This window comes from Naumannella cuiyingiana (assembly GCF_013408305.1).
Classification (GTDB): Bacteria; Actinomycetota; Actinomycetes; order Propionibacteriales; family Propionibacteriaceae; genus Naumannella; species Naumannella cuiyingiana.
The window spans coordinates 2,935,337-2,958,192 of the sequence record NZ_JACBZS010000001.1 but is presented as its reverse complement, the minus strand read 5'-3'; the positions used below and the strand labels follow the sequence as shown (position 1 = coordinate 2,958,192).

Annotated in this window: 21 protein-coding genes; 14 read left to right on the top strand and 7 right to left on the bottom strand. The window is 71.9% G+C overall.

Going from position 1 to position 22,856, the window contains the following annotated elements; all coding sequences use genetic code 11:
• From sufD to GGQ54_RS13800, 3 genes are read right to left on the bottom strand one after another with little or no spacing between them, the layout of a single operon-like run.
• Positions 1–1,212: a Fe-S cluster assembly protein SufD gene (gene sufD / locus GGQ54_RS13810; protein WP_343045970.1), complete on the bottom strand. Its 1,212-nt coding sequence runs from the start codon at positions 1,210–1,212 to the stop codon at positions 1–3.
• Entirely contained in the window at positions 1,209–2,630 is a 1,422-nt protein-coding gene (gene sufB, locus GGQ54_RS13805; protein ID WP_179445912.1) for a Fe-S cluster assembly protein SufB, read from the bottom strand. Before sufB ends, sufD begins: the two co-directional genes overlap by 4 nt.
• Positions 2,627–3,352, bottom strand: a complete 726-nt coding sequence (locus tag GGQ54_RS13800; RefSeq protein WP_179445911.1) for a helix-turn-helix domain-containing protein — start codon at positions 3,350–3,352, stop codon at positions 2,627–2,629. The genes sufB and GGQ54_RS13800 overlap by 4 nt, the downstream gene beginning before the upstream one ends.
• A gap of 166 nt (positions 3,353–3,518) precedes the next feature.
• Here GGQ54_RS13800 and GGQ54_RS13795 point away from each other — a divergent pair, with 166 nt between their 5' ends.
• The 6 genes from GGQ54_RS13795 to GGQ54_RS13770 all read left to right on the top strand — a co-directional run bounded on the left by GGQ54_RS13795 (position 3,519) and on the right by GGQ54_RS13770 (position 9,165).
• Positions 3,519–4,199: a suppressor of fused domain protein gene (locus GGQ54_RS13795; protein WP_179445910.1), complete on the top strand. Its 681-nt coding sequence runs from the start codon at positions 3,519–3,521 to the stop codon at positions 4,197–4,199.
• 85 nt (positions 4,200–4,284) lie between these two features.
• A complete protein-coding gene (locus tag GGQ54_RS13790; RefSeq protein ID WP_343045969.1) occupies positions 4,285–5,508 on the top strand; it encodes an MFS transporter in 1,224 nt (407 codons plus the stop codon).
• 9 nt (positions 5,509–5,517) lie between these two features.
• Complete coding sequence (locus GGQ54_RS13785; RefSeq protein WP_343045968.1) at positions 5,518–6,243, top strand: ABC transporter ATP-binding protein; 726 nt, start codon at positions 5,518–5,520, stop codon at positions 6,241–6,243.
• A complete protein-coding gene (locus tag GGQ54_RS13780; protein WP_179445909.1) occupies positions 6,240–6,989 on the top strand; it encodes an ABC transporter permease in 750 nt (249 codons plus the stop codon). The genes GGQ54_RS13785 and GGQ54_RS13780 overlap by 4 nt, the downstream gene beginning before the upstream one ends.
• Positions 6,977–7,882, top strand: coding sequence for a COX15/CtaA family protein (locus GGQ54_RS13775; RefSeq protein WP_179445908.1), 906 nt, complete (start codon positions 6,977–6,979; stop codon positions 7,880–7,882). Before GGQ54_RS13780 ends, GGQ54_RS13775 begins: the two co-directional genes overlap by 13 nt.
• A gap of 2 nt (positions 7,883–7,884) precedes the next feature.
• The gene (locus tag GGQ54_RS13770; protein ID WP_179445907.1) at positions 7,885–9,165 is read left to right on the top strand and encodes a threonine/serine exporter family protein; all 1,281 of its coding nucleotides are present in this window, start codon (positions 7,885–7,887) and stop codon (positions 9,163–9,165) included.
• A gap of 6 nt (positions 9,166–9,171) precedes the next feature.
• On the opposite strand, the gene GGQ54_RS13765 is transcribed toward GGQ54_RS13770, so the two are convergent.
• Positions 9,172–10,122, bottom strand: coding sequence for a heme o synthase (locus GGQ54_RS13765; protein WP_425487407.1), 951 nt, complete (start codon positions 10,120–10,122; stop codon positions 9,172–9,174).
• A 167-nt stretch (positions 10,123–10,289) separates the two neighbouring features.
• Here GGQ54_RS13765 and GGQ54_RS13760 point away from each other — a divergent pair, with 167 nt between their 5' ends.
• Positions 10,290–10,667: a hypothetical protein gene (locus GGQ54_RS13760; RefSeq protein WP_179445906.1), complete on the top strand. Its 378-nt coding sequence runs from the start codon at positions 10,290–10,292 to the stop codon at positions 10,665–10,667.
• A 43-nt stretch (positions 10,668–10,710) separates the two neighbouring features.
• Here the strand turns inward: GGQ54_RS13760 and GGQ54_RS13755 are convergent, their stop codons facing one another.
• On the bottom strand, positions 10,711–11,373 hold the full coding sequence (locus tag GGQ54_RS13755; RefSeq protein WP_179445905.1) for a response regulator transcription factor: 663 nt from the start codon (positions 11,371–11,373) through the stop codon (positions 10,711–10,713).
• Positions 11,370–12,647 (bottom strand): sensor histidine kinase, encoded by a 1,278-nt coding sequence (locus GGQ54_RS13750; protein WP_179445904.1) that lies wholly within the window; start codon positions 12,645–12,647, stop codon positions 11,370–11,372. Before GGQ54_RS13750 ends, GGQ54_RS13755 begins: the two co-directional genes overlap by 4 nt.
• A 108-nt stretch (positions 12,648–12,755) precedes the next feature.
• Between GGQ54_RS13750 and GGQ54_RS13745 the strand changes: the two genes are divergently transcribed.
• The 7 genes from GGQ54_RS13745 to pgl all read left to right on the top strand — a co-directional run bounded on the left by GGQ54_RS13745 (position 12,756) and on the right by pgl (position 22,338).
• Positions 12,756–13,505, top strand: a complete 750-nt coding sequence (locus GGQ54_RS13745) for an ABC transporter ATP-binding protein (protein ID WP_179445903.1) — start codon at positions 12,756–12,758, stop codon at positions 13,503–13,505.
• A complete protein-coding gene (locus GGQ54_RS13740; RefSeq protein ID WP_179445902.1) occupies positions 13,502–15,430 on the top strand; it encodes an FtsX-like permease family protein in 1,929 nt (642 codons plus the stop codon). The genes GGQ54_RS13745 and GGQ54_RS13740 overlap by 4 nt, the downstream gene beginning before the upstream one ends.
• Positions 15,431–15,619: 189 nt before the next feature.
• Complete coding sequence (tkt, locus tag GGQ54_RS13735; protein WP_179445901.1) at positions 15,620–17,818, top strand: transketolase; 2,199 nt, start codon at positions 15,620–15,622, stop codon at positions 17,816–17,818.
• Between the two features lie 39 nt (positions 17,819–17,857).
• The gene (gene tal / locus GGQ54_RS13730) at positions 17,858–18,955 is read left to right on the top strand and encodes a transaldolase (RefSeq protein ID WP_179445900.1); all 1,098 of its coding nucleotides are present in this window, start codon (positions 17,858–17,860) and stop codon (positions 18,953–18,955) included.
• Positions 18,952–20,487: a glucose-6-phosphate dehydrogenase gene (gene zwf, locus GGQ54_RS13725; RefSeq protein ID WP_343045967.1), complete on the top strand. Its 1,536-nt coding sequence runs from the start codon at positions 18,952–18,954 to the stop codon at positions 20,485–20,487. Before tal ends, zwf begins: the two co-directional genes overlap by 4 nt.
• Positions 20,488–20,515: 28 nt before the next feature.
• Complete coding sequence (locus GGQ54_RS13720) at positions 20,516–21,613, top strand: glucose-6-phosphate dehydrogenase assembly protein OpcA (RefSeq protein ID WP_179445898.1); 1,098 nt, start codon at positions 20,516–20,518, stop codon at positions 21,611–21,613.
• A 2-nt stretch (positions 21,614–21,615) separates the two neighbouring features.
• Positions 21,616–22,338 carry a 6-phosphogluconolactonase gene (gene pgl, locus GGQ54_RS13715; protein WP_179445897.1) on the top strand — a complete coding sequence of 241 codons (723 nt, stop codon included), beginning with the start codon at positions 21,616–21,618 and terminating at the stop codon, positions 22,336–22,338.
• An 84-nt stretch (positions 22,339–22,422) separates the two neighbouring features.
• Here the strand turns inward: pgl and GGQ54_RS13710 are convergent, their stop codons facing one another.
• Positions 22,423–22,779, bottom strand: coding sequence for an RNA polymerase-binding protein RbpA (locus GGQ54_RS13710; protein ID WP_179445896.1), 357 nt, complete (start codon positions 22,777–22,779; stop codon positions 22,423–22,425).
• Positions 22,780–22,856: the final 77 nt, after the last annotated feature.

Sequence of the window (22,856 nt, the reverse complement as noted above, 5' to 3'; positions counted from 1 at the left end):
CTACGACTCCGTCGTGGTGGTGATGGACTTCAGGTGGGCTGCCAGCTCGGCCTCGACCGCGGCGAGGAGCTGGTCCTCGACCTCGGGCACGCCGATCCGGCGGATGATCTCGGCGAAGAACGCATGCACCACCAGGCGCCGCGCCTCGTCCTCGGGGATCCCGCGGCTGCGCAGGTAGAACAACTGCTGATCGTCGAACCGGCCCGTCGTCGACGCGTGGCCCGCGCCCTCGATCTCGCCGGTCTCGATCTCCAGGTTGGGCACCGAGTCGGCCTGGGCCCCGTCGGTGAGCAGCAGGTTGCGATTCTCCTCATAGGTCTCGATGCCCTCGGCGACCTTGCGGATCAACACATCGCCGATCCACACGGTGTGCGCGCCCTTGCCCTGCAGGGCGCCCTTGTAGGAAACATTCGACCGCGTCTTCGGCTGGTTGTGGTCGACGAACAGCCGGTGCTCCAGGTGCTGGCCCGCATCGGCGAAGTAGACGCCCAGCAGCTCGGCAGAACCGCCCGGAGCGGCGTAGTCGACCGACGCGCTCAGGCGTACCAGCCCACCGAAGGAGACGGCGATGTGCCGGACCTCGGCGTCGCGGCCGACCGACGCGTGCTGCGCGGAGTGATGCACCGCGTCGTCGGCCCAGTCCTGCACCGACACCACGGTGAGCTGCGCGCCGTCGCCGGCGATGATCTCCACCACGTCGGCGACGGTCGCCGACCCGGCGAATCGCAGCACGACGGTCGCCTTGGCGAACTTGCCGGCTCGGATGATCACGTGCCCGGCGCCGGCGACGTCGGAACCGGTGCCGGTGTGGGTGATCACGGTCGCGCCCTCGACCACCGCCTCGTCGGCGATGTCGATCACGGTCGCGCCACCGGCCGCCTGCCAGGCGCGCGCGGTGATCCGGTCGGCCGGCAGGTAGCCGCTGGAACCGATCACCGGGTCACCGGCGGCAACCTCGCGCACCGTCACGCCCTCGGCGGCGGCGATGTCGACGTCGAGCGCGCCCGGACCGAACGGCGCGTCGGTGTGCAGCCCGCGCAACCGCTTCAGCGGGGTGAACCGCCACACCTCCTCGCGGCCGGTCGGAACGGGATGATCATCGACATTCGTCGAGCCCTCCGGATGCAGGTGGCTCGCCACCCGATCGGAGGTCTCGACCGCGCCCGCGAGGTTGTTCGTCTCCAGGGGCTTGTTCTCCAGGGCTTGGGTCACCCGACGGCACCTTCCATCTGCAGTTCGATCAGCCGATTGAGCTCCAGGGCGTACTCCATCGGCAGTTCCTTGGCGATCGGCTCGACGAAGCCCCGGACGATCATGGCCATCGCCTCGTCCTCCTCCATGCCCCGCGACATGAGGTAGAACAACTGGTCGTCGCTGACCTTCGACACCGTCGCCTCGTGCGCCATCGACACGTCGTCGTTGCGGACGTCCACATAGGGGTAGGTGTCCGAGCGCGAGATCTGGTCGACCAGCAGCGCGTCGCACTTCACCACCGATGCGGAGTGCTCGGCGCCCTCCTGGACCTGGACCAGGCCCCGGTAGGAGGTACGCCCACCGCCGCGCGCGACCGACTTGGAGATGATCGAGGACGAGGTGTTCGGGGCGCAGTGCACCATCTTGGCGCCCGCGTCCTGGTGCTGGCCCTCGCCCGCGAAGGCCACCGACAGCGTCTCGCCCTTGGCGTGCTCGCCCATCAGGTAGACGGCCGGGTACTTCATGGTGACCTTGGAGCCGATGTTGCCGTCGACCCACTCCATCGTCGCGCCCTCCTCGCAGGTGGCGCGCTTGGTGACCAGGTTGTAGACGTTGTTCGACCAGTTCTGGATGGTCGTGTAGCGGCAGCGAGCACCCTTCTTCACGATGATCTCGACGACCGCGGAGTGCAGCGAGTCCGACTTGTAGATCGGCGCGGTGCAGCCCTCGACGTAGTGCACGTAGGCGTCCTCGTCGACGATGATCAGCGTCCGCTCGAACTGGCCCATGTTTTCGGTGTTGATCCGGAAGTACGCCTGCAGCGGGATGTCCACGTGCACGCCCTTCGGCACGTAGATGAACGATCCGCCCGACCACACCGCGGTGTTCAGCGCGGCGAACTTGTTGTCGCCGGTCGGGATCACCGTGCCGAAGTACTCCTCGAACAGCTCCGGGTGCTCGCGCAGCGCCGTGTCGGTGTCGAGGAAGAGCACGCCCTGCTTCTCCAGCTCCTCGTTGATCTGGTGGTAGACGACCTCGGACTCGTACTGCGCGGCGACACCGGCGACCAGCCGGGCCTTCTCCGCCTCCGGGATGCCGAGCTTGTCGTAGGTGTTCTTGATGTCGGCCGGCAGGTCCTCCCAGGACTGGGCCTGCTTCTCGGTCGACCGGACGAAGTACTTGATGTTGTCGAAGTCGATGTCGTCCAGCTCGGCTCCCCAGGCCGGCATCGGCTTGCGGCCGAACAGCTTCAGACCCTTCATCCGGCGGGCGAGCATCCACTCGGGCTCGTTCTTCTTCGCCGAGATGTCGGCGACGATGGCCTCGTTCAGGCCGCGCTGGGCGGAGGCGCCGGCGACGTCGTCGTCGTGCCAGCCCCACTGGTACTTGCCCAGGGCGTCCAGGTGCTCTTCCTGGGTGATCTCCTGCTGCGTCATCGGGCAGCCTTCCTTCCTCGGGGTCGGTGGGCTCGGGTGGTGGTCGGGACCGGATCGGTGAGATCCGGGATGTTGGTCGTGCAGACGCCGTCGCCCTCGGCGATCGTCGCGAGTCGCTGGACATGGACGCCGAGCAGGTCGGCGAAGGCCTCGGTCTCCGCCGCGCACAATTGCGGGAACTCCTCCGCGACGTGGGCGATCGGGCAGTGGTGCTGGCACAACTGCTCGCCGCCGTGCGCCGGCTGGACCGAGGCGACGTAGCCGTCATCGGTCAGCACCCGGGCCAAGATCTCGCCCGGGCTGAGCTCGGGATGGGCGTCGAGCTGCTCGCGATAGCGCTGTTCGACGCCGGCGACCCGGTCCCGGGCGAACGCCGCGACGGCGCCGTCGCCGCCGTGTTCGGCGAGCGCCCGCAGCGCGTGCACGGCCAGGTCGTCGTAGCTTTGCCGAAAGCCGGTACGCCCGGCGTCGGTCAGCGCGAAGACCTTGGCCGGCCGGCCGCGGCCGCGCTGGCCCCGGACCCGTTGCTCACGAGCCTCCAGGTCGCCCGACTCGAGCAGGGCGGACAGGTGCCGGCGGATCGCCGCCGGGGTCAGGCTGAGCCGGGTGGCCAGCTCCGCCGCGGTGGACGGGCCGTGCTCGAGGATGGACTGTGCGACGCGGCGCCGGGTGGACGCGTCGGTCTCCCCCGGGGGCACGGTCGGGTTCCCCGGGCTCGTCACGGGGCGATCCCCCGGCCGCGCGGAACTTTTCACAACGCCATTCTTGCCTTAATCCCCGACAGATCAACCAAGGGACCCCTAACCCGATCGGCCGCTGTGTCGGGGCGCGGCACCGCGCGACGTTAGGCTCGTCACATCGCCGAGCCCACGCCCGCCCAGGAGGTCGATGATGACCGCAGACCGGACCGATCCCCCCACCCCGGAGCAGGAGGCGATGGCGGCCGCGCGCGAGATCCATCTCGCCCGCCACCTGGGCGAGTACACGGTGCTGCACGAGCGCGCCGAACACGGCGGCGCGATCGACATCTACGCCTTCGGCCCCAATGACCACACGCCGCACGTCGTCCTGGTCACCTCCGGCATGTCGGAGCGCCCGATGCCCGTGCCGCCGGGCCACAGCGGCGTCGCCAGGCTGGAGTTGATCATCGCGGTGCCCGCCGACTGGCCGGGTCTCGCGCGGAGCAACGGCCAGTTCACCGCGCTGACCGAACTCGGCCAGCCGCGCCACTCCTGGCCGCTCCACCTGTTGTCCGCCCTGGCTCACCATCCGCACGAGAGCGGGACCTGGCTGGGCCGGGGCCACACCGTTCCCAACGGGAATCCCGCCCTGCCGTTCGCCGAGGACGTCGCATTCGTCGGCGCGCTGATCGGCCCGCCCCTGGGTCTGCCCGAGGAGCTGGCCGACGGCGAACCCGGCGGGGTGGGCTATCTGGCCGTGCTGCCGGTGACCGCATCCGAGCTGGCCTACGCCAGCGACCCGGCCGAGGGGCCGGATCCGTTGATCGAACGACTGCGCGCGAACGGCGTGACGGTCGCCGTGGACCGCAACCGCGCACCGGTGGCCTGACCGGGCAGCGCGCGATTGCCAGCGGCCGGCCGCGCTTGCTAGATTGACGCTCGAAACGATTCGATACGCGTCGAAGGGCGTACCCGTGAGCACCACCACCTCCCCCTCCCGCGAGCTGCTGCGCTGGCGGAACGCGATCTTCGCGATCTTCTTCGCCACCGGGTACGCCGTCGCGAGCTGGATGTCGCGGATCCCGCGGCTGCGCGACGACCTCGGCGCCAGCACCGGACAGATGGGCCTGCTGGTCTTCACCTTCAGCGTCGGCTCGATCGTCAGCCTGTCCTTCTCCTCGCACGTGATCGCCCGCTTCGGCGCCCGCGCCACCATCCGCACCGGCCTGCTGATGCTCGCCGGCGGGATGTTGATCGCCGGGCTCGGCACGCTGGCCCCGAACGCGCCGCTGATCGTCGCCGGCCTGGTGGTGGCCGGCCTCGGCATGGGCTCGACCGATGTCGCGATGAACTTCTCCGGCGCGGCCGCCGAGCGCGACCTCGGCAAGACGGTGATGCCGCTGTTCCACGCCGCCTTCAGCTTCGGCACGATGGCCGGCGCCGGGGTCGGGGCGCTCGCCGCCGCGCTCGGCGTACCGATCGCGCCGCAGGCCGTGTTCGCGGCACTGCTGACCGCGGCGATCGCCGCCACCACCGTGCGGATCCCGCTCGCGGCCAAGCCGACGGACGACGACGAGCCCGAGCCGAGCTTCGGCGAACGGATGGCGGTCTGGCGCCATCCGGCGACGTGGGCGATCGGTCTGGTGGTGCTCGGCATGGCGCTGACCGAGGGCGCCGCGAACGACTGGCTCGCGCTGGCCGCCGTCGACGGCCGCGGGATGACCGACGCCCAGGGCGCGGTCGTGCTCGGCATCTTCCTGACCGCGATGACGGTCGGGCGGATCGCCGGCGTCCGCGTCGTCGACCGGATCGGTCGGGTCCGGACCGTGCTCGCCACCGCGATCATCGCGGCCGTCGGGCTGGTCGCGGTGATCTTCGTGCCGCACCCGGTGGCCCTGTACGGGGGCGCGGCGCTGTGGGGCGTCGGCGCCTCGCTGGGCTTCCCGCTCGGCATGTCGGCCGCCGCGGACGACCCGCGCAACGGGGCGGCGCGGGTCAGCGCCGTTGCCACCATCGGCTATCTCGCCTTCCTGGCCTTCCCGCCCCTGCTCGGCTTCCTGGGCGACCACATCGGGATCCTGCACACGCTGCTGGTCGTGCTGGTGCTGATCGTGGCCGCCGCGCTGGCGGCGCCGTCCCTGCGCGAGCGCGCCCGGGCGGACCGGCGCGAGATGCCCGAACCCACCCGCCGGACCTAGACTGCCCGGGTGCCGACCCGACCCACGCCCGCGCTCAGCGCGCGGGGCCTGAGCGTGCGGTTCGGTGCCACGCCGGCGCTGGACGCACTCGACCTGACCGCCGCCGCGGGCGAGGTCACGGTGCTGCTCGGGCCGAACGGCGCGGGCAAGACGACGCTGCTGCGTTGCCTGACCGGGTTGCTGCGCCCCGACGCCGGCGAGTTGACCCTGCTCGGCCGGGAGCCGGCGCGGGCCATCGCCGACGGCCGGGTCGGCCTGATGCCGCAGCGCACCGCCGCCTGGTCGGGAATCCGGCCGCTGGAGTTGTTGGAATACCTGGCCGCCCTGCACGCCCATCCGCTGCCGGTGGGTCCGCTGGCCGCCGAGCTGGGCATCGACCGGTTCGCGGGTACGCCGTATCGCCGCCTGTCCGGCGGCGAGCAGCAGGCCGTGAACCTGGCCGGCGCGATCATCGGCCGCCCCGAGCTGGTGCTGCTGGACGAGCCGACGGCCGGGATGGACGTGCACCTGCGGCGTACCGTCTTCGACCTGATCGCCCGGCTGCGCGACGCCGGCGTGTCCGTGCTGCTGACCACCCACGACATGGCCGAGGCGAGCCGGCTCGCCGACCGGATCGCGATCATCGACCGGGGCCGGGTGAGCGCCCACGGGACCCTGGCCGAACTGACCGGGGGCGCGCGCGACCTGGAGGAGGTCTTCGTCGACCTGACCACCCCGGCGGGTGGCGCGCGATGACCCTGGACCTCTCCCCCGCGCCGGGCGCCGCCCCGCCGGCCCGGCGGATCGCCCGGCACGCGCGCACCGAGGCGTTGCTGCTGGCGCGCAACGGCGAGCAACTGCTGCTGGCGGCCGTGATCCCGGCCGCGACGCTGGTCGGCGGCGCGATCGCCGGCCCGCGGCTCGGCATCGGACTCGGCGCACTTGCGCCGTCGGTGCTGGCGCTCGCGATCTGGTCCACCGCATTCACCTCGTGCGCGATCGCCACCGGCTTCGACCGCCGCTACCAGGTGCTGGAGCGGCTGGCGGCCTCACCCCTGCGCCGCAGCGGTCTGGTGGCGGGCAAGGCGGCCGCGATCGTGATCATCGTGCTCGCCCAGGTGGCGCTGCTCGCGGCGGTCGCCGCGCTGCTCGGCTGGCGCCCGGCGCTCGCCCCGGCGGCCGCCTGCTCGGCCGCCCTCGCCGTGCTGGCCGCGGTCTGCGCCTTCGTCGCCGGCGCCCTGATCCTGGCCGGGACGCTGCGCGCGGAGCTCACCCTCGCCTGCGCCAACCTGCTCTACCTCGCCGGCCTGTTCGCCGGCATCCTGCCCGTCGGCGGCGCCGGCTGGCTGGGCGCCGTCCGCTGGCTGCCGACAGGGGCCCTCGGCGAGGCGCTCCGGGCGGCCGGCGCCGGCCATCCGGACTGGCTCGCCGTGGCCACGCTGGTCGCCTGGGCAATCGTCCTCACCATGATCGCCAGGAGGGTGTTCCGATGGACCTCGTGAGGCGCGTGGTCGGCGCCCGCACGCTGCCGGCCTGGGCCTGGGCCACGCTCGCGGTGCAATCGCTGATCATCGTCACGGGCACCACGGTGCGGCTGACCGGCTCGGGCCTGGGGTGTCCGACCTGGCCGCGCTGCACCGCGGATTCGTTCGTGCCGCAAGGCGAGCTGACCATCCATGCCGCGATCGAGTTCGGCAACCGGTTGCTGACCTTCCTCCTGATCGCCGTCGCCCTCGCCACCTTCGTCGCGGCCCTCACGGCCTGGTCCCGCGACCGGACCCGTCGCTCGTCGCTGGTCCTGGCGATCGTGATCGGGCTCGGCGTACCGCTCCAGGCCGTGGTCGGCGGCATCACCGTCCGCACCCAGCTCAACCCCTTCATCGTCGCGCCGCACCTGCTGATCTCGGTCGCCATGGTGGTGCTGTCGACGTGGCTGGTCCGCGCCGCCACCCGACGCCCCGGCCACCGCGCGGCGCGGGGCGGCCGGCTGCTGACCCTGCTCATCTTCTGCTCGCTGATGATCTCCATCTGGCTCGGCACCATCGTCACGGGCTCCGGCCCGCATGCCGGCGACGCCGGCGCCCGGCGTACCGGCTTCGACATCGAGACCGTCGCGAAGCTGCACGCCGGGTCGGTCTGGGTACTGCTCGGACTGACCGTGGTCGCGGTCGCCGTGCTGCGCACCCGCGCCGCCGTCGGCCTGCTGCTGGTCCTGCTCGCCCAGGGCGCGATCGGCTACCTGCAGTACTTCACCGGGCTGCCCGTGCCCGTGGTGGCGCTGCACATGATCGGCATCCCGGCCTGCACGATCGCGGGCACCTGGCTGCTGCTCGACTCCCGCACATCCGCCGCCGCGGCCTCCCCCGCCGCCCAGATCCACCGCGTACCGTCCTGAGCATGCACGCCGATCCCGAGCTGCCCGGGGCGGACCCGGTCACGATCAACCGCGCGCTCGATCTCGCCCTCAAGGTCGGCGAACTGTTGCTCACCAATGGGGCCGGATCGCTGGACACCGTGATGGCGATGCGCACCGTGACCAATGCCGCGGGACTGCGGGGCGCCCAGGTCGATCTCACGCTGACCACGATGATGATCAGCTACCAGGGCAGCATCGACCAGGTGCCGGTGACCCGGATCCAGTACGTCCATCGGGGCGAGCTGAACTACTCCGTGCTGGAGCGCGTCGAGCAGGTGCTGCGCGACCTGCGCGCCCGGCGGGCCGGGCTTGCCGAGGCGCGGCTGCGGATCGATGACACGATCGCGCGCCCGCGCCGCTACCCGAAATGGCTGCGGTTGCTGGCCACGCTGCTGATGGGCGCGGGCGTCGGTCTGCTGATCGGCGGATCGCCGGCGGTGGTCGTGCTGGCCGGCGTGTCCGCCGCCGCCATCGAACTGGTGATGCAGGCCTTCACCCGGTTCGGCATCCCCCAGTTCTTCGCCTATGTCACCGGCGGGTTCATCGCGACCGGCGTCGCAGCCGTCGTCCGGCTGGTCGATCCCGAGCACAACTCCTCGCTGATCGTGGCGGCGGTGATCATCGTCCTGCTCGCCGGGATGACCATCGTCACCGCGGTGCAGGACGCGCTGGTCGGCTATCTGGTCACCGCCGGCGCGCGCGGGCTGGACGCCGCGCTCACCACCATCGGCATCATCGCCGGGGTCGCCGGCGGCCTGTCGGCGGCGAATCGGCTCGGCGTGACGCTGACCGTCCAGCCCTACAGCCCGCCCACCCTGGCCAACCTGCCACTCTCGCTGCTGGCCGCCGCGGTGATCACCGTCGGCTTCGCCCTGTCCTGCTCCGGACCGCTGCGCGCGCTCGGGCCGGGCGCCCTGATCGGCGTGCTCGGCACCACGGTCGCGGTGCTCGGCGCCCAGTCGGGCTCGCTGTTCGGCATCGCGGCCGGCGCGGTCGCCATCGGCATCGCCGCGGCGCCGCTGGCCGACTGGCTGCGCATCCCGAGCCTGCTGCTGGTGATCCCGGCGATGGTCCCGCTGCTGCCCGGCCTGCGGCTCTACCGGGGCCTCTTCCTGCTGTCGCAGGGCTACATCGACGGCTGGACCCGGGTGATCGAGGCACTGTCGATCGCCATCGCGCTGGCGGCGGGCGTACTGCTCGGCGAGTATCTGTCCAGCCCGATCCGGCGGCTCTGGACGCGCAAGCTGACCGTCCAGAACTGAGGCGGATCAGCCGAAGATCACCGGATCGATGGCGGCAGCGAGGAAGACCAGCGCCAGGTAGCTGTTCGACCAGTGGAACAGTCGCATCGGCTTCAGTGCCGCATCCCTGCGACCACGGCGGGCCCGGACCAGCAGCGCCACCGCCTCGGCGAGGAAGATCGCGCCGGCGGCGCCCGCGACGGCCGGGTAGAGCCAGCCGGTGCCGGCCACCGGCCAGACGGCCAGGGAGACGGCGACGGTGACGACGGAATAGAGCAGGATCCGCACGGCCACCCGCGGCGCGTCCATCACCACCGGCAGCATCGGTACGCCCGCGGCCGCGTAGTCGTCGCGGTAGCGGAAGGCCAGCGCCCAGGTGTGCGGCGGGGTCCAGAAGAAGACGATCGCGAACAGCAGGATCGGGGTCAGCGCGACCGAGTCGGTGACGGCGGTCCAGCCGATCAGCGGCGGGAAGCAGCCGGCGATGCCGCCCCAGACGACGTTCTGGGAGGAGCTGCGCTTCAGCCACAGCGTGTAGACGAACACGTAGAACGCATTGGCGAGGAGCGCGAGCACCGCGGACAGCGGATTGGCACCGATCCACAGCACGGCGGTCGCGGCGATCCCGAGGATCCCGCCGAAGATCACCGCATTGCTCGGTGTGACCTGGTGGCGCGGCATCGGCCGACGGCGGGTACGCCGCATCCGCTGGTCGATGTCGCGGTCCAGCACGCAGTTGAAGACATTGGCGCTCGCGGCGGCCAGGAACCCGCCGATCATGGTCACCGCGACCAGCCCCAGGGGCGGGATGCCGCGCTGGGCGAGGAACATCGCGGGAACCGTGGTGATCAGCAACAGCTCGATGATCCGCGGCTTGGTCAGCGAGACGTAGGCGCCGAGAATGTCGCGCGTGCGGGCCCGGCCGGCCGGACGCGCCGCGGCCTGCGCCGAGCGCTCGGCAACCTCGATCTGGCTCACGAAACCTCGTCCCGCTCGACTCCTCCGACTGGCGTGGAGTCTAGTGTCGCGCCGCCTCGGCAGTCACATCGGCTCGCGGCGAGCGGGTCGGAGTAGGGCTGGCCACACCCCGAGGACTCGACCCCGACGGATGGTGCGCGACGAACGCGCGCACTGCAATGGACGGCATGAACACACTTCTTCGCGCCTGTGCCGTCGGAACCGTCCTCGCGGCCGGGCTCTCCCTGACCGCCTGCAGTTCCAGCCCGAGTTCTGCCCAACAGTCCTTCCCCTATGCCGGGTCCGCGCTCGATGTGATCAACGACAATGCCAACATGCCGGTCACGGTGACGGCCGGTGCCGCCCGGGAGGTCGCCGTCGAGGTCCGCACCCAGACCGTTGGCCGCAGCCCGCAGACCCCCGCTTGGTCGCTCAACGGCGACACGCTCATCCTGGGTACGCCGTGCGGCGCGAGCTGGGTCGGCTACTGCGAGGCCAGCTTCGCGGTACGCGTACCCGACGGCACGACCGTGCGGGTGAACGGGCAGGAGGCCGTCGTCGGCTGATCCCGGCGGCCGACCGCAACGCCGCCCGTCGATCGCGGGCGGCTCAGCCGGCCGGCCCGCGCAGGTACGCCAGGACCGCCGCGACGCGGCGGTTCTGGTCGTCGTTCGGCGGCAGGTCGAGCTTCATCATGATGTTGCCGATGTGCTTGACCACCGCCGCGTCGGAGACGAACAACCGGCGGGCGATGGCGGCATTGGAATGCCCCTGCGCCATCTCCGCCAATACCTCCCGCTCGCGCGCGGTGAGGCGTTCCAGCGGATCCCGGCGGCGCCGCAGCAACTGTCCGATCACCTCCGGATCCACGGCGGTCCCGCCGGCGTGCACGCGGCGCAGCGTCTCGCCGAAATCCGCGACATCGCTCACCCGGTCCTTCAGCAGATAGCCGATGCCGCCCCGGCCGGAGCTGTCCAGCAGGTCGGCGACGTAGCTCTGCTCCACGTACTGGCTCAGCACCACGACCGGCAGGTCGGGATTCTCCGCGCGCAGCAGCACCGCGGCGGCCAGCCCCTCGGCGCGGTGGTCCGGCGGCATCCGGACATCGGTGATCACCAGGTCCGGGGCGAGGGCCCGGCAGGCGCGGAGCAGCTCGTCTGCGTTCCCGACGGCCGCGAGGACCCGGAAGCCGCCGCGGTCCAGGAGCCCGGCCAGCCCCTCGCGCAGCAGGGCATTGTCCTCGGCGATCACGACCGTGATCGGTTCGGTCATCGGTTCGCCTCCTTCCCCGGGGCGGCGACGGTGATCGCGGCGATGGTGGGCCCGCCGAGCGGGGAATCGATCAGCAGGCTGCCGCCGAGGGCCGCGACCCGGTCCGCGATCCCGGCCAGTCCCCCGTCGACGCGGCCGTTGCTCGCCGCGCCGCCGCGGCCGTCGTCGCGGACCGTGACCCGGACCCGGCCGGGAGCCGGCCGCTCCAGCTCCACCTGGGCGTGCTCGGCCAAGCTGTGCTTGGCGACATTGGCCATCAGCTCGGCGATGCAGAAGTAGAGGTTGGTCTCGACCTCGGCGGGCAGCCGGTCGCCCAGCCGGTCGGTGATCGTGATCGGCACGGGCAAGGTGTCGGCAAGCTCGCTCACCGCGGCGACAAGTCCGTGATCGATCAGCACCTGCGGGTGGATGTTGCGGACGAAGCCGCGCAGCGCATCGAGCGTGCTACGTGCCTGCTGCTGCGCGCGCAGCACGTCCGCGCGGCCCGGCGCGTCCGCGGGCATGGCCGCGAGCGCCAGGCCCAGGGTCATGCTGACCGACAGCAACTGGGGTTGGACCCCGTCGTGCAGATCGCGCTCGATCCGCCGGCGCTCGACATCGAAGGCGCGGACCAGCCGCGCGCGGGACAGCGCGGTCGTCGCCAGGTCGCGCCGCAGGCGTTGTTCGGGCCGGGTCAGGACCTGCCGCACCACGGCGGCGTGCGCGCGGGCGAGGGGCGGCGCGACGGCGACCAGCCCAGCCAGGACGACGAGCGCGGCGGCGACCGCCACCACGGCGCGCGCCGCCGTGTCCACGGCGAACGGCCCGATCACGGCGTGATCGCCCGCCGCCACCAGGATCGGGCTGGTCAGGGCGACCACCGCGGCCACCACCAGGACCGCGATCAGCACGGCCGCGGCGCCGCCGAGGGTCAACAGCACGACCGTGTAGGCCAACGGCCGGACCAGGCTGCGCGGCTCGGTCAACCGGATCGTCGGGCCGTCGGTCGGATCGGCGCCGAGCAGCCACGCCACAGCGCGCCAGTCGGAGCGGGCCGCAACCGCGGCGATCACGGGCAGCCCCGCCCCGAGCAGGACCAGACCGGCGATCACCAGCGCGCCGACGGCCCCCGCACCGCGCTCGGCCCGACCGAGCGCCAGCCAGATCGGCGCGCCGAGCAGGCCGACCGCAGCGAGCGCCGCGAGCACCCGCAGCGACGTGCCACCGACGTGCAGCACGGCCCGCCACGCGCCGATCGCGGGTGGCGCCTCGGGGGCGGATCCGGCGCGCTGCATCGGTGCCATCCTAGGAGCGTCCTCGGCGCCGGCCGGTAGAGCCAGCCCTACCTCGATCCGGCGGTCGGCCCCACTGCCGCGCGGCGCGGGGCGCGGTGTGCTGGCTCCATGAGCCGATCACCCGCGTCACCGACCGCCCTGCAACTCGACGAGGTGACCCGCAGCTACCGCTCGGGCATCTCGAACCTGACCGCGCTGGACCACGTCACGCTCGGCTGCCGGCGCGGGTCCTGGACGGCCGTGATGGGCCCGTCCGGGTCCGGCAAATCCACCCTGCTGAACTGCGCCGCCGGCCTGGACCGGCCCGATTCCGGCCGGGTGTTCCTCGACGGCACCGACATCGCCGGCCTCGGGGACGATGCCCTGACCCGGCTGCGCCGCGACGTCATCGGCTTCGTCTTCCAGCAGTTCAACCTGGTGGCCGCGTTGACGGCGGCACAGAATGTCGCGCTTCCGCTGCGGCTGGCCGGGCGTACCGATGCCGATGGGGTGGCCGCCGAGGCACTGCACCTGCTCGGGCTCGGCGCGCATCTCGCGCACAGGCCGCGCGAGCTGTCGGGCGGCCAGCAGCAGCGGGTGGCGCTCGCCCGCGCGGTGGCGACCACGCCCAGCATCTTGTTCGCCGACGAACCGACCGGCGCCCTGGACAGCGCCTCGGCGGGAATCGTTCTCGACCTGCTTCGTTCGCTGGTCGACGAGCACGGGCAGACGATCTTGATGGTCACCCATGATCCGCTCGCCGCCTCCCGGGCCGACCATGTCGCCTTCCTGCGCGACGGACGGCTGGTCAGCACGCTGGCCGGCGCGGACGCCGCGACGATCGCCGCGACCCTGACCGATCTGGAAGGTGCCCGATGATCCGGCTCGCCGCACGCACCTTCGCCGACCGTTGGCCGCTCTTCGTCGGCACCGTGTCGGCGGTGACCCTGGGCGTGGCGATCGTGCACGCCGGGATGACGATCATCCTCGGCGTCGAGGGCGCGCCGCCGGCCGGCCTCGCCCCGGAGGAGGCGGCCGCGTTTCGTCAGTCGGCGTCGGCTGCGAGCACGCTGACCGGGATGACCGTCGTCCTCGGCGGTTTCCTGACGATCTTCGTGGTGGCGTCGACCCTCGGTTTCGCCGTCGACCAGCGGCGACATGATCTTGCCGTGCTTCGCCTCGGCGGGGTCACCGCCGGCCAGGTACGCCGGTTGCTGCTGGTCGAGGCGATGCTGGCGGCGCTCGCCGGTGCGGCGGCCGGGGCCGTGCTGGGGGTCGTCCTGGCGCAGGTGCAACGCGCCATCCTGAGCGGTCTCGGCGCCTTCCCGCCCGCGCTGGCGATCCCGGTCCGACCGGAACTGGCGGCGCTCGACGTCGTCGTGGCGGTGGGCGTCTGCCTGGTCGGCGGCTGGGGTGTGGCGCGGCGGGCCACCCGGATCGCGCCGCTGGCGGCGCTGCGCCGCGGCCCCGACGAGCGTCGCGTGATGACGCCCGGCCGGTGGATCGGCACGGCGGTCTTCACGGCGCTCACGGTGACCCAGATCTTCTTCGCGGCGAGCGCGGGCGGCGTACTGATTCCCCTGCTGCTCGGTCTGGGCACGGTGCTCACCGGGTCGGTCGCGATGAGCGGGCTGGCGCCGCTCGTGGTTCCCGTCCTCGCCCGTGCGCTCGGCGCGCTGACCGGCCGCTCCCCCGTCGCGGGGCTCGCCGCCGCGAACCTTCGTGACGCGGTCCGGCGTACCGCATCGTGCGCCGCGCCGATGATCGTCCTGGTCGGGCTCGTGATGGGCCTGCAGGGGATCCTCGACACCCAGACGCGGGCGGCCGGGACCGAGGCGGACCGGTTGCTGCGCGCCGATCTGGTCGCGACGGGGGACCGGGTCGATGCCGACGCGGTGGCGTCGATTCCCGGGATCGCGGTGGCGTCGGTGCAGACCCGGGTTCCGTTGACGGTCCGGCTCGGCCGCGACGGCATCCAGACCGATTCGCCGGGCACCGTCGTCGCTGTCGATCCGGTGGCCTTCCGGGCCACCAACGCGCAGCAGCCGGCGCGCGGCGATGTCTCCGACTTCGACGCGCGGGGCATCGTCTTCGGCCCCGGCCTGGACTCCACGATGCTCGCCGACCGCTACGACACCATCGAGGTGCTGATCGACGACCGGCCGGTGCGACTGGGCGAGGCCGCCCGGATGGGCGAGACGCTGGCCGGCGAGGACGGCTTCTACCTGGACCGGTCGATCGTGCCCGCCCGGCTGCTCGACGGGCCGACCACCGTCGTGGTGCAGCTCCTCCCCGGCGCCGATGCCGCGGCCGTCGGGCGGGCGCTGCGCGCGGCCGGCGCCGCCGATGTCCGCCGGCCGGGAGAGATCACTCCCGCGGAGAATGCCGCGGCCGATGCGGAGAACCGCGGGGTGATGGCGGCGATCGTCGGGCTCGGCAGCGGGTACGCCCTGATCAGCGTGCTCAGCACCCTCGCCATCTCCGTCGGCCAGCGCCGCGGCGAGCTCGCCACCTTACGCCTGGCCGGCCTGACCCGCCGCCAGATCGTCGGCGCCACGGTCGGCGAGGCGCTCGGCGCCATCGCCATCGGGCTGGTGCTCGGCGCCGTGGCAGCGGTCCTCGGCCTGGTCGGGCTGTGGCTGGCGACCGCCCGGGTCTACGGGAGCCCGGTGATCGCGATCCCGTGGTCCCTGCTCGCCGCGATCACCGGGCTGACCGCCCTGCTGACCGCGCTGACGGCCGTGCTGGCGGCGCGCTCGGCGCTGCGCATCCCGGCCATCCGCGCGCTGGGCACGGGCGAGTGAGCGCCGCACCGGCGGCGATGCCGATCCCGCCGCCGGTCGGCGGTGAGTAGCCGGTCGCCCGTGAGTAGGCTGGACGCGGAACCGCGCGGATCGCCGGATCGGTGATCGCGCGCAGGCCCGACCAGTCAGCTCGCGTCCCGATCGATGGCGTCCGGCGCGAGACCCGCGCGCGAAAGGACATCCGCAACGATGACCAGCTCCTCCCTGAAGCTTCCCGACGACTGGACCGATGTCGACGCCAAGGCGATCGACACGGTCCGGGTGCTCGCCGCGGACGCGGTCCAGAACGTGGGCAATGGCCACCCGGGCACGGCGATGAGCCTCGCGCCGGCGGCGTACCTGCTGTTCCAGAAGTACCTGCGGATCAACCCGGCCGACCCGAAGTGGCCCGGCCGCGACCGGTTCGTGCTGTCGGCCGGCCACTCCTCGCTGACGCTCTACATCCAGCTCTTCCTGGCCGGATTCGGGCTGGAGCTGGACGACCTCAAGGCGCTGCGCACCTGGGACTCGAAGACCCCGGGTCACCCCGAGTACGGCCACACCCCGGGCGTGGAGACGACCACGGGCCCGCTCGGCCAGGGCGTCGGCAATGCCGTCGGGATGGCGATGGCGGCCCGCCGCGAGCACGGCCTGTTCGATCCCGAGACGTCGATGGGCGAGTCGTTCTTCGATCACCACATCTACTGCATCGCCTCCGACGGCGACCTGGAGGAGGGCGTGTCCAACGAGGCGTCCTCGCTCGCCGGTACGCAGCGGCTGGGCAACCTGACCCTGATCTGGGACGACAACGCGATCTCCATCGAGGACGACACCAACATCGCGTTCACCGAGAACGTCCAGGGCCGCTACGAGGCGCTCGGCTGGCACGTGCAGACCGTGGACTGGACCAACGGCGGCAAGGGCTACACCGAGGACGTGCCGGCGCTCGCGGCCGCGCTCGACGAGGCCCGCAAGGTCACCGACAGGCCGAGCTTCATCGCGCTGAAGACGATCATCGGCTGGCCGGCGCCGAACCTGCGCGGCACCGGCAAGGCGCACGGGGCCGCGCTCGGCGAGGACGAGGTCGCCGCCACCAAGCGCGAGCTCGGCTTCGACCCCGACAAGACCTTCGAGGTCGATCCCAAGGTGTTGGAGCACACCCGTGCCCAGGTCGCCGAGAAGGGCGCGGCGGAGCAGGCACGCTGGGACGCCGACTTCGCCACGTGGCGCGAGGCCAATCCCGAGCGCGCGGCGCTGTGGGACCGGATGGCCAAGCGCGAGCTGCCCGACGGCTGGGACGCCGACCTGCCGACGTGGGACGCCGACGAGAAGGGCATCGCGACCCGGAAGGCCTCGGCCGCGGTGCTGCAGACCTTCAAGGACCTGCCGGAGATCTGGGGCGGCTCGGCCGACCTCGCCGAGTCCAACAACACCCCGATCGACGGTGAGCCGTCGTTCCTGCCGACCGACCGGCAGACCAAGATGTGGGAGGGCAACGAGTTCGGCCGCAACCTGCACTTCGGCGTGCGCGAGCACGGGATGGGCGCGATCCTGAATGGGATCACCCTGCACGGCGGCTCGCGCCCCTACGGCGCGACGTTCCTGATCTTCTCCGACTACATGCGCCCGCCGGTGCGGCTGGCGGCGTTGATGAAGCTGCCGACGATCTATGTCTGGACCCACGACTCGATCGGCCTCGGCGAGGACGGCCCGACCCACCAGCCGATCGAGCAGCTCGCGAACCTGCGCGCGGTGCCCGGCCTGGACGTCGTGCGGCCCGCCGATGCCAATGAGACGGCGATCGCCTGGCGTACCGCGTTGTCCCACAACGACCGCCCGGCGGGTCTCGCGCTGACCCGGCAGAACCTGCCGGTCTTCCCCCGCGGGGTCGACGGGTACGCCGAGGCGAGCGAGGTCGCCAAGGGCGCCTACACGCTGCTGGACACCCCGGACGGCTCGGCACCCGACGTGATCCTGGTCGGCACCGGCTCGGAGGTGCAGTACTGCGTCGGTGCCCGCGACCAGCTCGCCGCCCAGGGCGTGCAGGCCCGTGTCGTGTCGATGCCGTGCAAGGAGTGGTTCGACGAGCAGGACGACGCCTACCGCGACTCCGTGTTCCCGGCCGACGTGCTGGCCCGGGTCAGCATCGAGGCCGGCGTGGCGCAGGGCTGGCGCGAGATCGTCGGCGACTTCGGCGAGATCATCAGCCTCGACCACTACGGCGCCAGCGCCGCCGGCTCCCGACTGTTCACCGAGTTCGGCTTCACCGCCGACGCGGTCACCGATCGGGCCAAGAAGTCGATCAAGAACGCCGCCGACGGGGTACGCCGGCTCGCCCGCGCCGCCCACGGCCCGGTCGGACCGGCCGACGCCGAGGCCGAGTCCGGCTCCGACACCCCGGTCGGCTGACCGGCCATTTCCGAGCAACCCGATCAAGGAGGAGCATCCATGAGTGAGGCACTGCAGAAGCTGTCCGATGCCGGCGTATCGATCTGGCTGGACGACCTGAGCCGCGAGCGGATCACCAGCGGCAACCTGTCGGATCTGATCAAGAACGACTCGGTCGTCGGGGTGACCACCAACCCGACGATCTTCGCCGCCGCGCTCGCCGACGGCGAGTCCTATCGCGACCAGGTCGCCCAGCTCAAGGGCGACACGGTCGACGAGGCCATCGTCCTGCTCACGACCGAGGACGTGCGCAACGCCTGCGACCTGTTCCGCGAGACCTACGAGGCCACCGACGGCGTCGACGGCCGGGTCAGCATCGAGGTCTCCCCCGGCCTGGCCCGCGACACCAACGGCACGGTCGAGCAGGCCCGCCAACTGCGCGACATGGTGGACCGGCCGCAGGTGTTGATCAAGATCCCGGCGACCAAGGAAGGGCTGTCGGCGATCACCCAGACGATCGCGGCGGGGATCAGCGTCAATGTCACGCTGATCTTCTCCCTGGAGCGCTATCGCGAGGTGATCGATGCGTACCTGACCGGCCTGGAGCAGGCGCTCGAGGCCGGTCAGCCGATCGACGACATCCAGTCCGTGGCCTCCTTCTTCGTGTCCCGGGTGGACACCGAGGTCGACAAGCGACTGGACGAGATCGGTACGCCGGAGGCCGCCGCCCTGAAGGGGAAGGCCGCCGTCGCCAACGCCCGGCTCGCCTATCAGGTGTTCGCCGACTCGCTGCGCAGCGAACGCTGGCAGCGGCTCGCCGAGGCCGGCGCGAATCCGCAGCGGCCGCTGTGGGCGTCCACCGGGGTGAAGAATCCCGACTACGACGACACGATGTATGTCAGCGAACTGGTCGCCCCGCACACAGTGAACACGATGCCGGAGAAGACGCTGCAGGCGTTCGCCGATCACGGCAAGGTGACCGGCGACACGATCACCCCGTACTACGACGACGCCCGCCGGGTGCTGGAGCAGCTCGCCGACGTGGGCATCGACATGGCCGATGTCACCCAGGTGCTGGAGGACGAGGGCGTGGAGAAGTTCGCCAAGTCGTGGGACGAGCTGGTGCAGACCGTCCAGAAGGCCCTGGACGCCGCGTGATCGATCTGTCGCGCGCCAATCCGCTGCGCGATCCCCAGGACCGGCGGCTGCCCCGCATCGCGGGCCCGTCGGTCCTGGTGATCTTCGGCGTGACCGGCGACCTCGCCACCAAGAAGTTGATGCCCGCGGTCTACGACCTGGCCAACCGCGGGCTGCTGCCGCCCGGCTTCGCGCTGGTCGGGTTCGCCCGCCGCGACTGGGCCGACCAGGACTTCGCCGAGATCGTCCACGACGCGGTCCAAAAACACGCCCGGACGCCGTTTCGCGAGGAGGTCTGGCAACAACTGATCGACGGGATCCGGTTCGTGCCGGGCGATTTCGACGACGACGCGGCTTTCGCCCAGCTCAAGCAGACGATCATCGAGTTGGACGAATCGCGCGGCACCGGCGGCAACCACGCGTTCTACCTGTCGATCCCGCCCCGGTTCTTCGAGAACGTCGTCGACCAGTTGCGCCGGCACGGGATGGCCGACCAGGACGGCGGTCGCTGGCGCCGGGTGATCATCGAGAAGCCGTTCGGCCACGACCTGGAAAGCGCCCGTGACCTGAACCGGATCGTCTCCTCGGTGTTCCCGTCCAGTTCGGTGTTCCGGATCGATCACTATCTGGGCAAGGAGACCGTGCAGAACATGCTCGCGCTCCGGTTCGCCAACCAGATGTTCGACCCGATCTGGAACAACAACTACATCGACCAGGTGCAGATCACGATGGCCGAGGACATCGGCATCGGCGGCCGGGCCGGCTACTACGACGGCATCGGCGCGGCCCGCGACGTGATCCAGAACCACCTGCTGCAACTGCTCGCGCTGACCGCGATGGAGGAGCCGACCTCCTTCGATGCCCGGCAGTTGCGGACCGAGAAGCAGAAGGTGCTGGCAGCGACCAGGCCGCCGGCCGACATCGACGCGCACACCGCCCGTGGGCGCTACACGCGCGCCTGGGCCGGCGGCCGGAATGTCCGCGGCTATCTGGAGGAGGAGGGCATCTCGCCCGATTCGATCACCGAGACCTATGCGGCGATCCGGGTCGACATCGACAACCGCCGCTGGGCGGGGGTGCCGTTCTACCTGCGTACCGGCAAGCGGCTGGCCCGGCGTACCACCGAGGTGGCGCTCGGCTTCAAGCGCGCGCCGCACCTGCCCTTCGACAACACCGACACCGAGGAACTGGGCGCGAACGCGCTGGTGATGCGGATCCAGCCCGACGAGGGCATCACGCTGCGGTTCGGGGCGAAGGTGCCCGGCACCCAGATGGAGATCCGGCAGGTGAACATGGACTTCGCCTACGGCGGATCGTTCACCGAGTCCAGCCCGGAGGCCTACGAGCGGCTGATCCTCGACGTGCTGCTCGGCGACCCGCCGCTGTTCCCGCAGCACGAGGAGGTCGAGCTGTCCTGGCAGATCCTCGACCCGATCCTGCAGCACTGGGAGAATTCGGGTATGCCGCCGCAGGACTATGCCGCGGGAAGCTGGGGGCCGATGGTCGCCGACGAGATGATGGCCCGCGACGGGCACGTGTGGCGCCGGCCATGAGCGCGCGGGAACGAGTGAGGTACGCGGAATGATCATCGAACTGGCCGACACCACGGCATCCCAGATCTCCCAGGCGCTGCTGCGCGCCCGCCGCAGCGCCGGCAGCCCGGCGATGGGCATGGTGATGACCATGGTCGTGGTCTGCGACGAGAAGACCTTCGAGTCGGCGCTCGCCGACTCGACCAAGGCCGGCCGCGAGCATCCGTCGCGGATCCTGCTGGTCGTCCGCCGGCCGGGCCGGCGGGCCGGCCTGGACGCCGAGGTACGCGTCGGCGACGGCGCCCCCGGCGAGACCGTGATCTTGTGGCTGCACGGGCCGGTCGCCGATCACGCCGACGGGGTGGTGCTGCCGCTGCTGCTGCCCGACACGCCGGTCGTGGTCTGGTGGCCGGGGCGGGCGCCGGAGGTGGCGGCCGAGGATCCGGTGGGCGAGCTGGGCAACCGGCGGATCACCGACTCCGGATCGGCCGCGCAGTTGATCAACCGGGCGCGGCACACCCGGCCGGGCGATTCCGACCTGGCCTGGACCCGACTCACCGCCTGGCGCGCGCTGCTTGCCGCGGCCCTCGACCAGTACCCGGCGCACATCCTGTCGGCGACCGTCGCCGCCCGGCGCGGCAGTGCGTCCGCGCTGCTGCTGGCGGCCTGGCTGGAGGATCGACTCGGCGTACCCGTCCGGCTGCGGACCAGCGGCGGCCCGGGCATCACCGACGTCCGGATGACCACGGCGGCCGGGGACATCGCGATCAGCCGGGAGAACGGGGTGCTCGCCGACTACACCGTGCCCGGTCAGCCGCTGCGGCAGGTGGCCCTGAAGCGTCGCCCGATCACCGAGCTGCTCGCCGAGGAGCTGCGCCGGATGGATCCCGACCAGATCTATGAGACCGCGGCCGCCGGCGTCGTGGCCCGCGCCGCGCGGGCCGAGGCCGCCGGCCCGCGGAGATCCGCGAAGGCGCCGGCCAGCAAACCGACCGCCAGGAAGGCGCCGGCGAAGAAGGCGGCCGCCAAGAAGGCCGTCGCCAAGAAGGCCCCGGCAAAGAAGACACCGGCAAAGAAGGCCCCGGCGAAGAAGACGGCCGCCAAGCGGACGACGAGGAAGACCACCGGATCGAGACGAGGGAGTTGATCATGGAGACCGAGCTCGAGATCTTCGACGATGCGGACACGCTGGCCGCCGGGGTCAGCGAGGGGCTGGTCCGGCGGATCAGCGAGCTGCAGCGCGAGTCGAACACCAAGATCGTCTCGGTCTGTCTGACCGGCGGAACCATCGCGGGCAAGGTGCACGAGCTGCTGGGCGCCGAGCTGGCGGACGGCCCGGTCGATCCCTACCGGATCGCGCTGTGGTGGGGCGACGAGCGATTCGTGCCGACCGGGTCGGAGGACCGCAACGCCGAGCCGGCGATCAGCGCGCTGACCCCGGCCGGTCTGGACCAGGCGCTGGTGCACCCGATGCCGTCCTCGGACGGTGTCGACCTCGACGGCGCCGCACAGGCCTATGCCGCCGAGCTCGGCGACACCGTCTTCGACATCTGCCTGCTCGGCATCGGTCCCGACGGCCACGTGGCCTCGCTGTTCCCCGACCACCCGTCGCTGGCGGCGGGCGGGGAGGACGCCGCGGCCAGGGTGATCGCGGTCCGGGATTCGCCGAAGCCGCCGCCGGAGCGGATCAGCCTGACGCTGCCGGTGATCAACGCCAGCCAGCAGGTGTGGCTGGTCGCGGCCGGACAGGGCAAGGCCGAGGCCGTCGCCAAGGCGTACCGGCAGGATCCGTCGGTGCCCGCCGGGCGCGTGCACGGAAACGAGGCGACGTGGTACTGGCTGGACCGGGCGGCGGCCGCCGACCTCGACTGAGCGGCCCGGCCGCGGCGGCCGGGAAGAAAATACCGACGGGTGCGTCAACTGTGACGCAGCCGTCGGTATTTTCTTCTCAGGCCGTCAGTAGATGACCTCGCCGCGGGCGCGGCGGTCGCGCAGCAGCTCCAGGGCCTCGGCCAGGATGGCCTCGGCCTCGGAGTCGGAGCGGCGCTCCTTCACATAGGCGAGGTGGGTCTTGTAGGGCGTCGTCTTCGGCGGCGGCGGCGGGTTCTCCGCATCCGTGTTCGCCGGCAGGCCGCAACGCGGGCAGTCCCACGCCTCCGGCACGTCCGCCTCGATCGCGAAGGCCGGCCGGGTCTCGTGGCCATTGGCACAGAAGTAGGACACGTGCGCCCGCGGGGCGGTGTCCCCCCGCTCCGCCTCGCCCATCGGCCCGGCACCGACCCGGCTGCCGCGGATCGCGCTCCCACCTACCACGTGTCTGTCTCCTTCGTCGGGGCCTGCGGCCCATTTCTGCGTGTTGCGGCCGGACCGGCCGGGACTGTCAGGGGTGG

Excerpts from the sequence above, each read along its gene's own strand:
- GGQ54_RS13775 (WP_179445908.1), top strand. The coding sequence starts at position 6,977 with ATGGACCTCGTGAGGCGCGTGGTCGGCGCCCGCACGCTGCCGGCCTGG.
- sufB (WP_179445912.1), bottom strand. The coding sequence starts at position 2,630 with ATGACGCAGCAGGAGATCACCCAGGAAGAGCACCTGGACGCCCTGGGC.
- pgl (WP_179445897.1), top strand. The coding sequence starts at position 21,616 with ATGGAGACCGAGCTCGAGATCTTCGACGATGCGGACACGCTGGCCGCC.
- GGQ54_RS13740 (WP_179445902.1), top strand. The coding sequence starts at position 13,502 with ATGATCCGGCTCGCCGCACGCACCTTCGCCGACCGTTGGCCGCTCTTC.
- GGQ54_RS13770 (WP_179445907.1), top strand. The coding sequence starts at position 7,885 with ATGCACGCCGATCCCGAGCTGCCCGGGGCGGACCCGGTCACGATCAAC.
- GGQ54_RS13745 (WP_179445903.1), top strand. The coding sequence starts at position 12,756 with ATGAGCCGATCACCCGCGTCACCGACCGCCCTGCAACTCGACGAGGTG.
- tkt (WP_179445901.1), top strand. The coding sequence starts at position 15,620 with ATGACCAGCTCCTCCCTGAAGCTTCCCGACGACTGGACCGATGTCGAC.
- GGQ54_RS13755 (WP_179445905.1), bottom strand. The coding sequence starts at position 11,373 with ATGACCGAACCGATCACGGTCGTGATCGCCGAGGACAATGCCCTGCTG.
- GGQ54_RS13780 (WP_179445909.1), top strand. The coding sequence starts at position 6,240 with ATGACCCTGGACCTCTCCCCCGCGCCGGGCGCCGCCCCGCCGGCCCGG.
- GGQ54_RS13750 (WP_179445904.1), bottom strand. The coding sequence starts at position 12,647 with ATGCAGCGCGCCGGATCCGCCCCCGAGGCGCCACCCGCGATCGGCGCG.
- GGQ54_RS13760 (WP_179445906.1), top strand. The coding sequence starts at position 10,290 with ATGAACACACTTCTTCGCGCCTGTGCCGTCGGAACCGTCCTCGCGGCC.
- GGQ54_RS13720 (WP_179445898.1), top strand. The coding sequence starts at position 20,516 with ATGATCATCGAACTGGCCGACACCACGGCATCCCAGATCTCCCAGGCG.
- tal (WP_179445900.1), top strand. The coding sequence starts at position 17,858 with ATGAGTGAGGCACTGCAGAAGCTGTCCGATGCCGGCGTATCGATCTGG.
- GGQ54_RS13795 (WP_179445910.1), top strand. The coding sequence starts at position 3,519 with ATGATGACCGCAGACCGGACCGATCCCCCCACCCCGGAGCAGGAGGCG.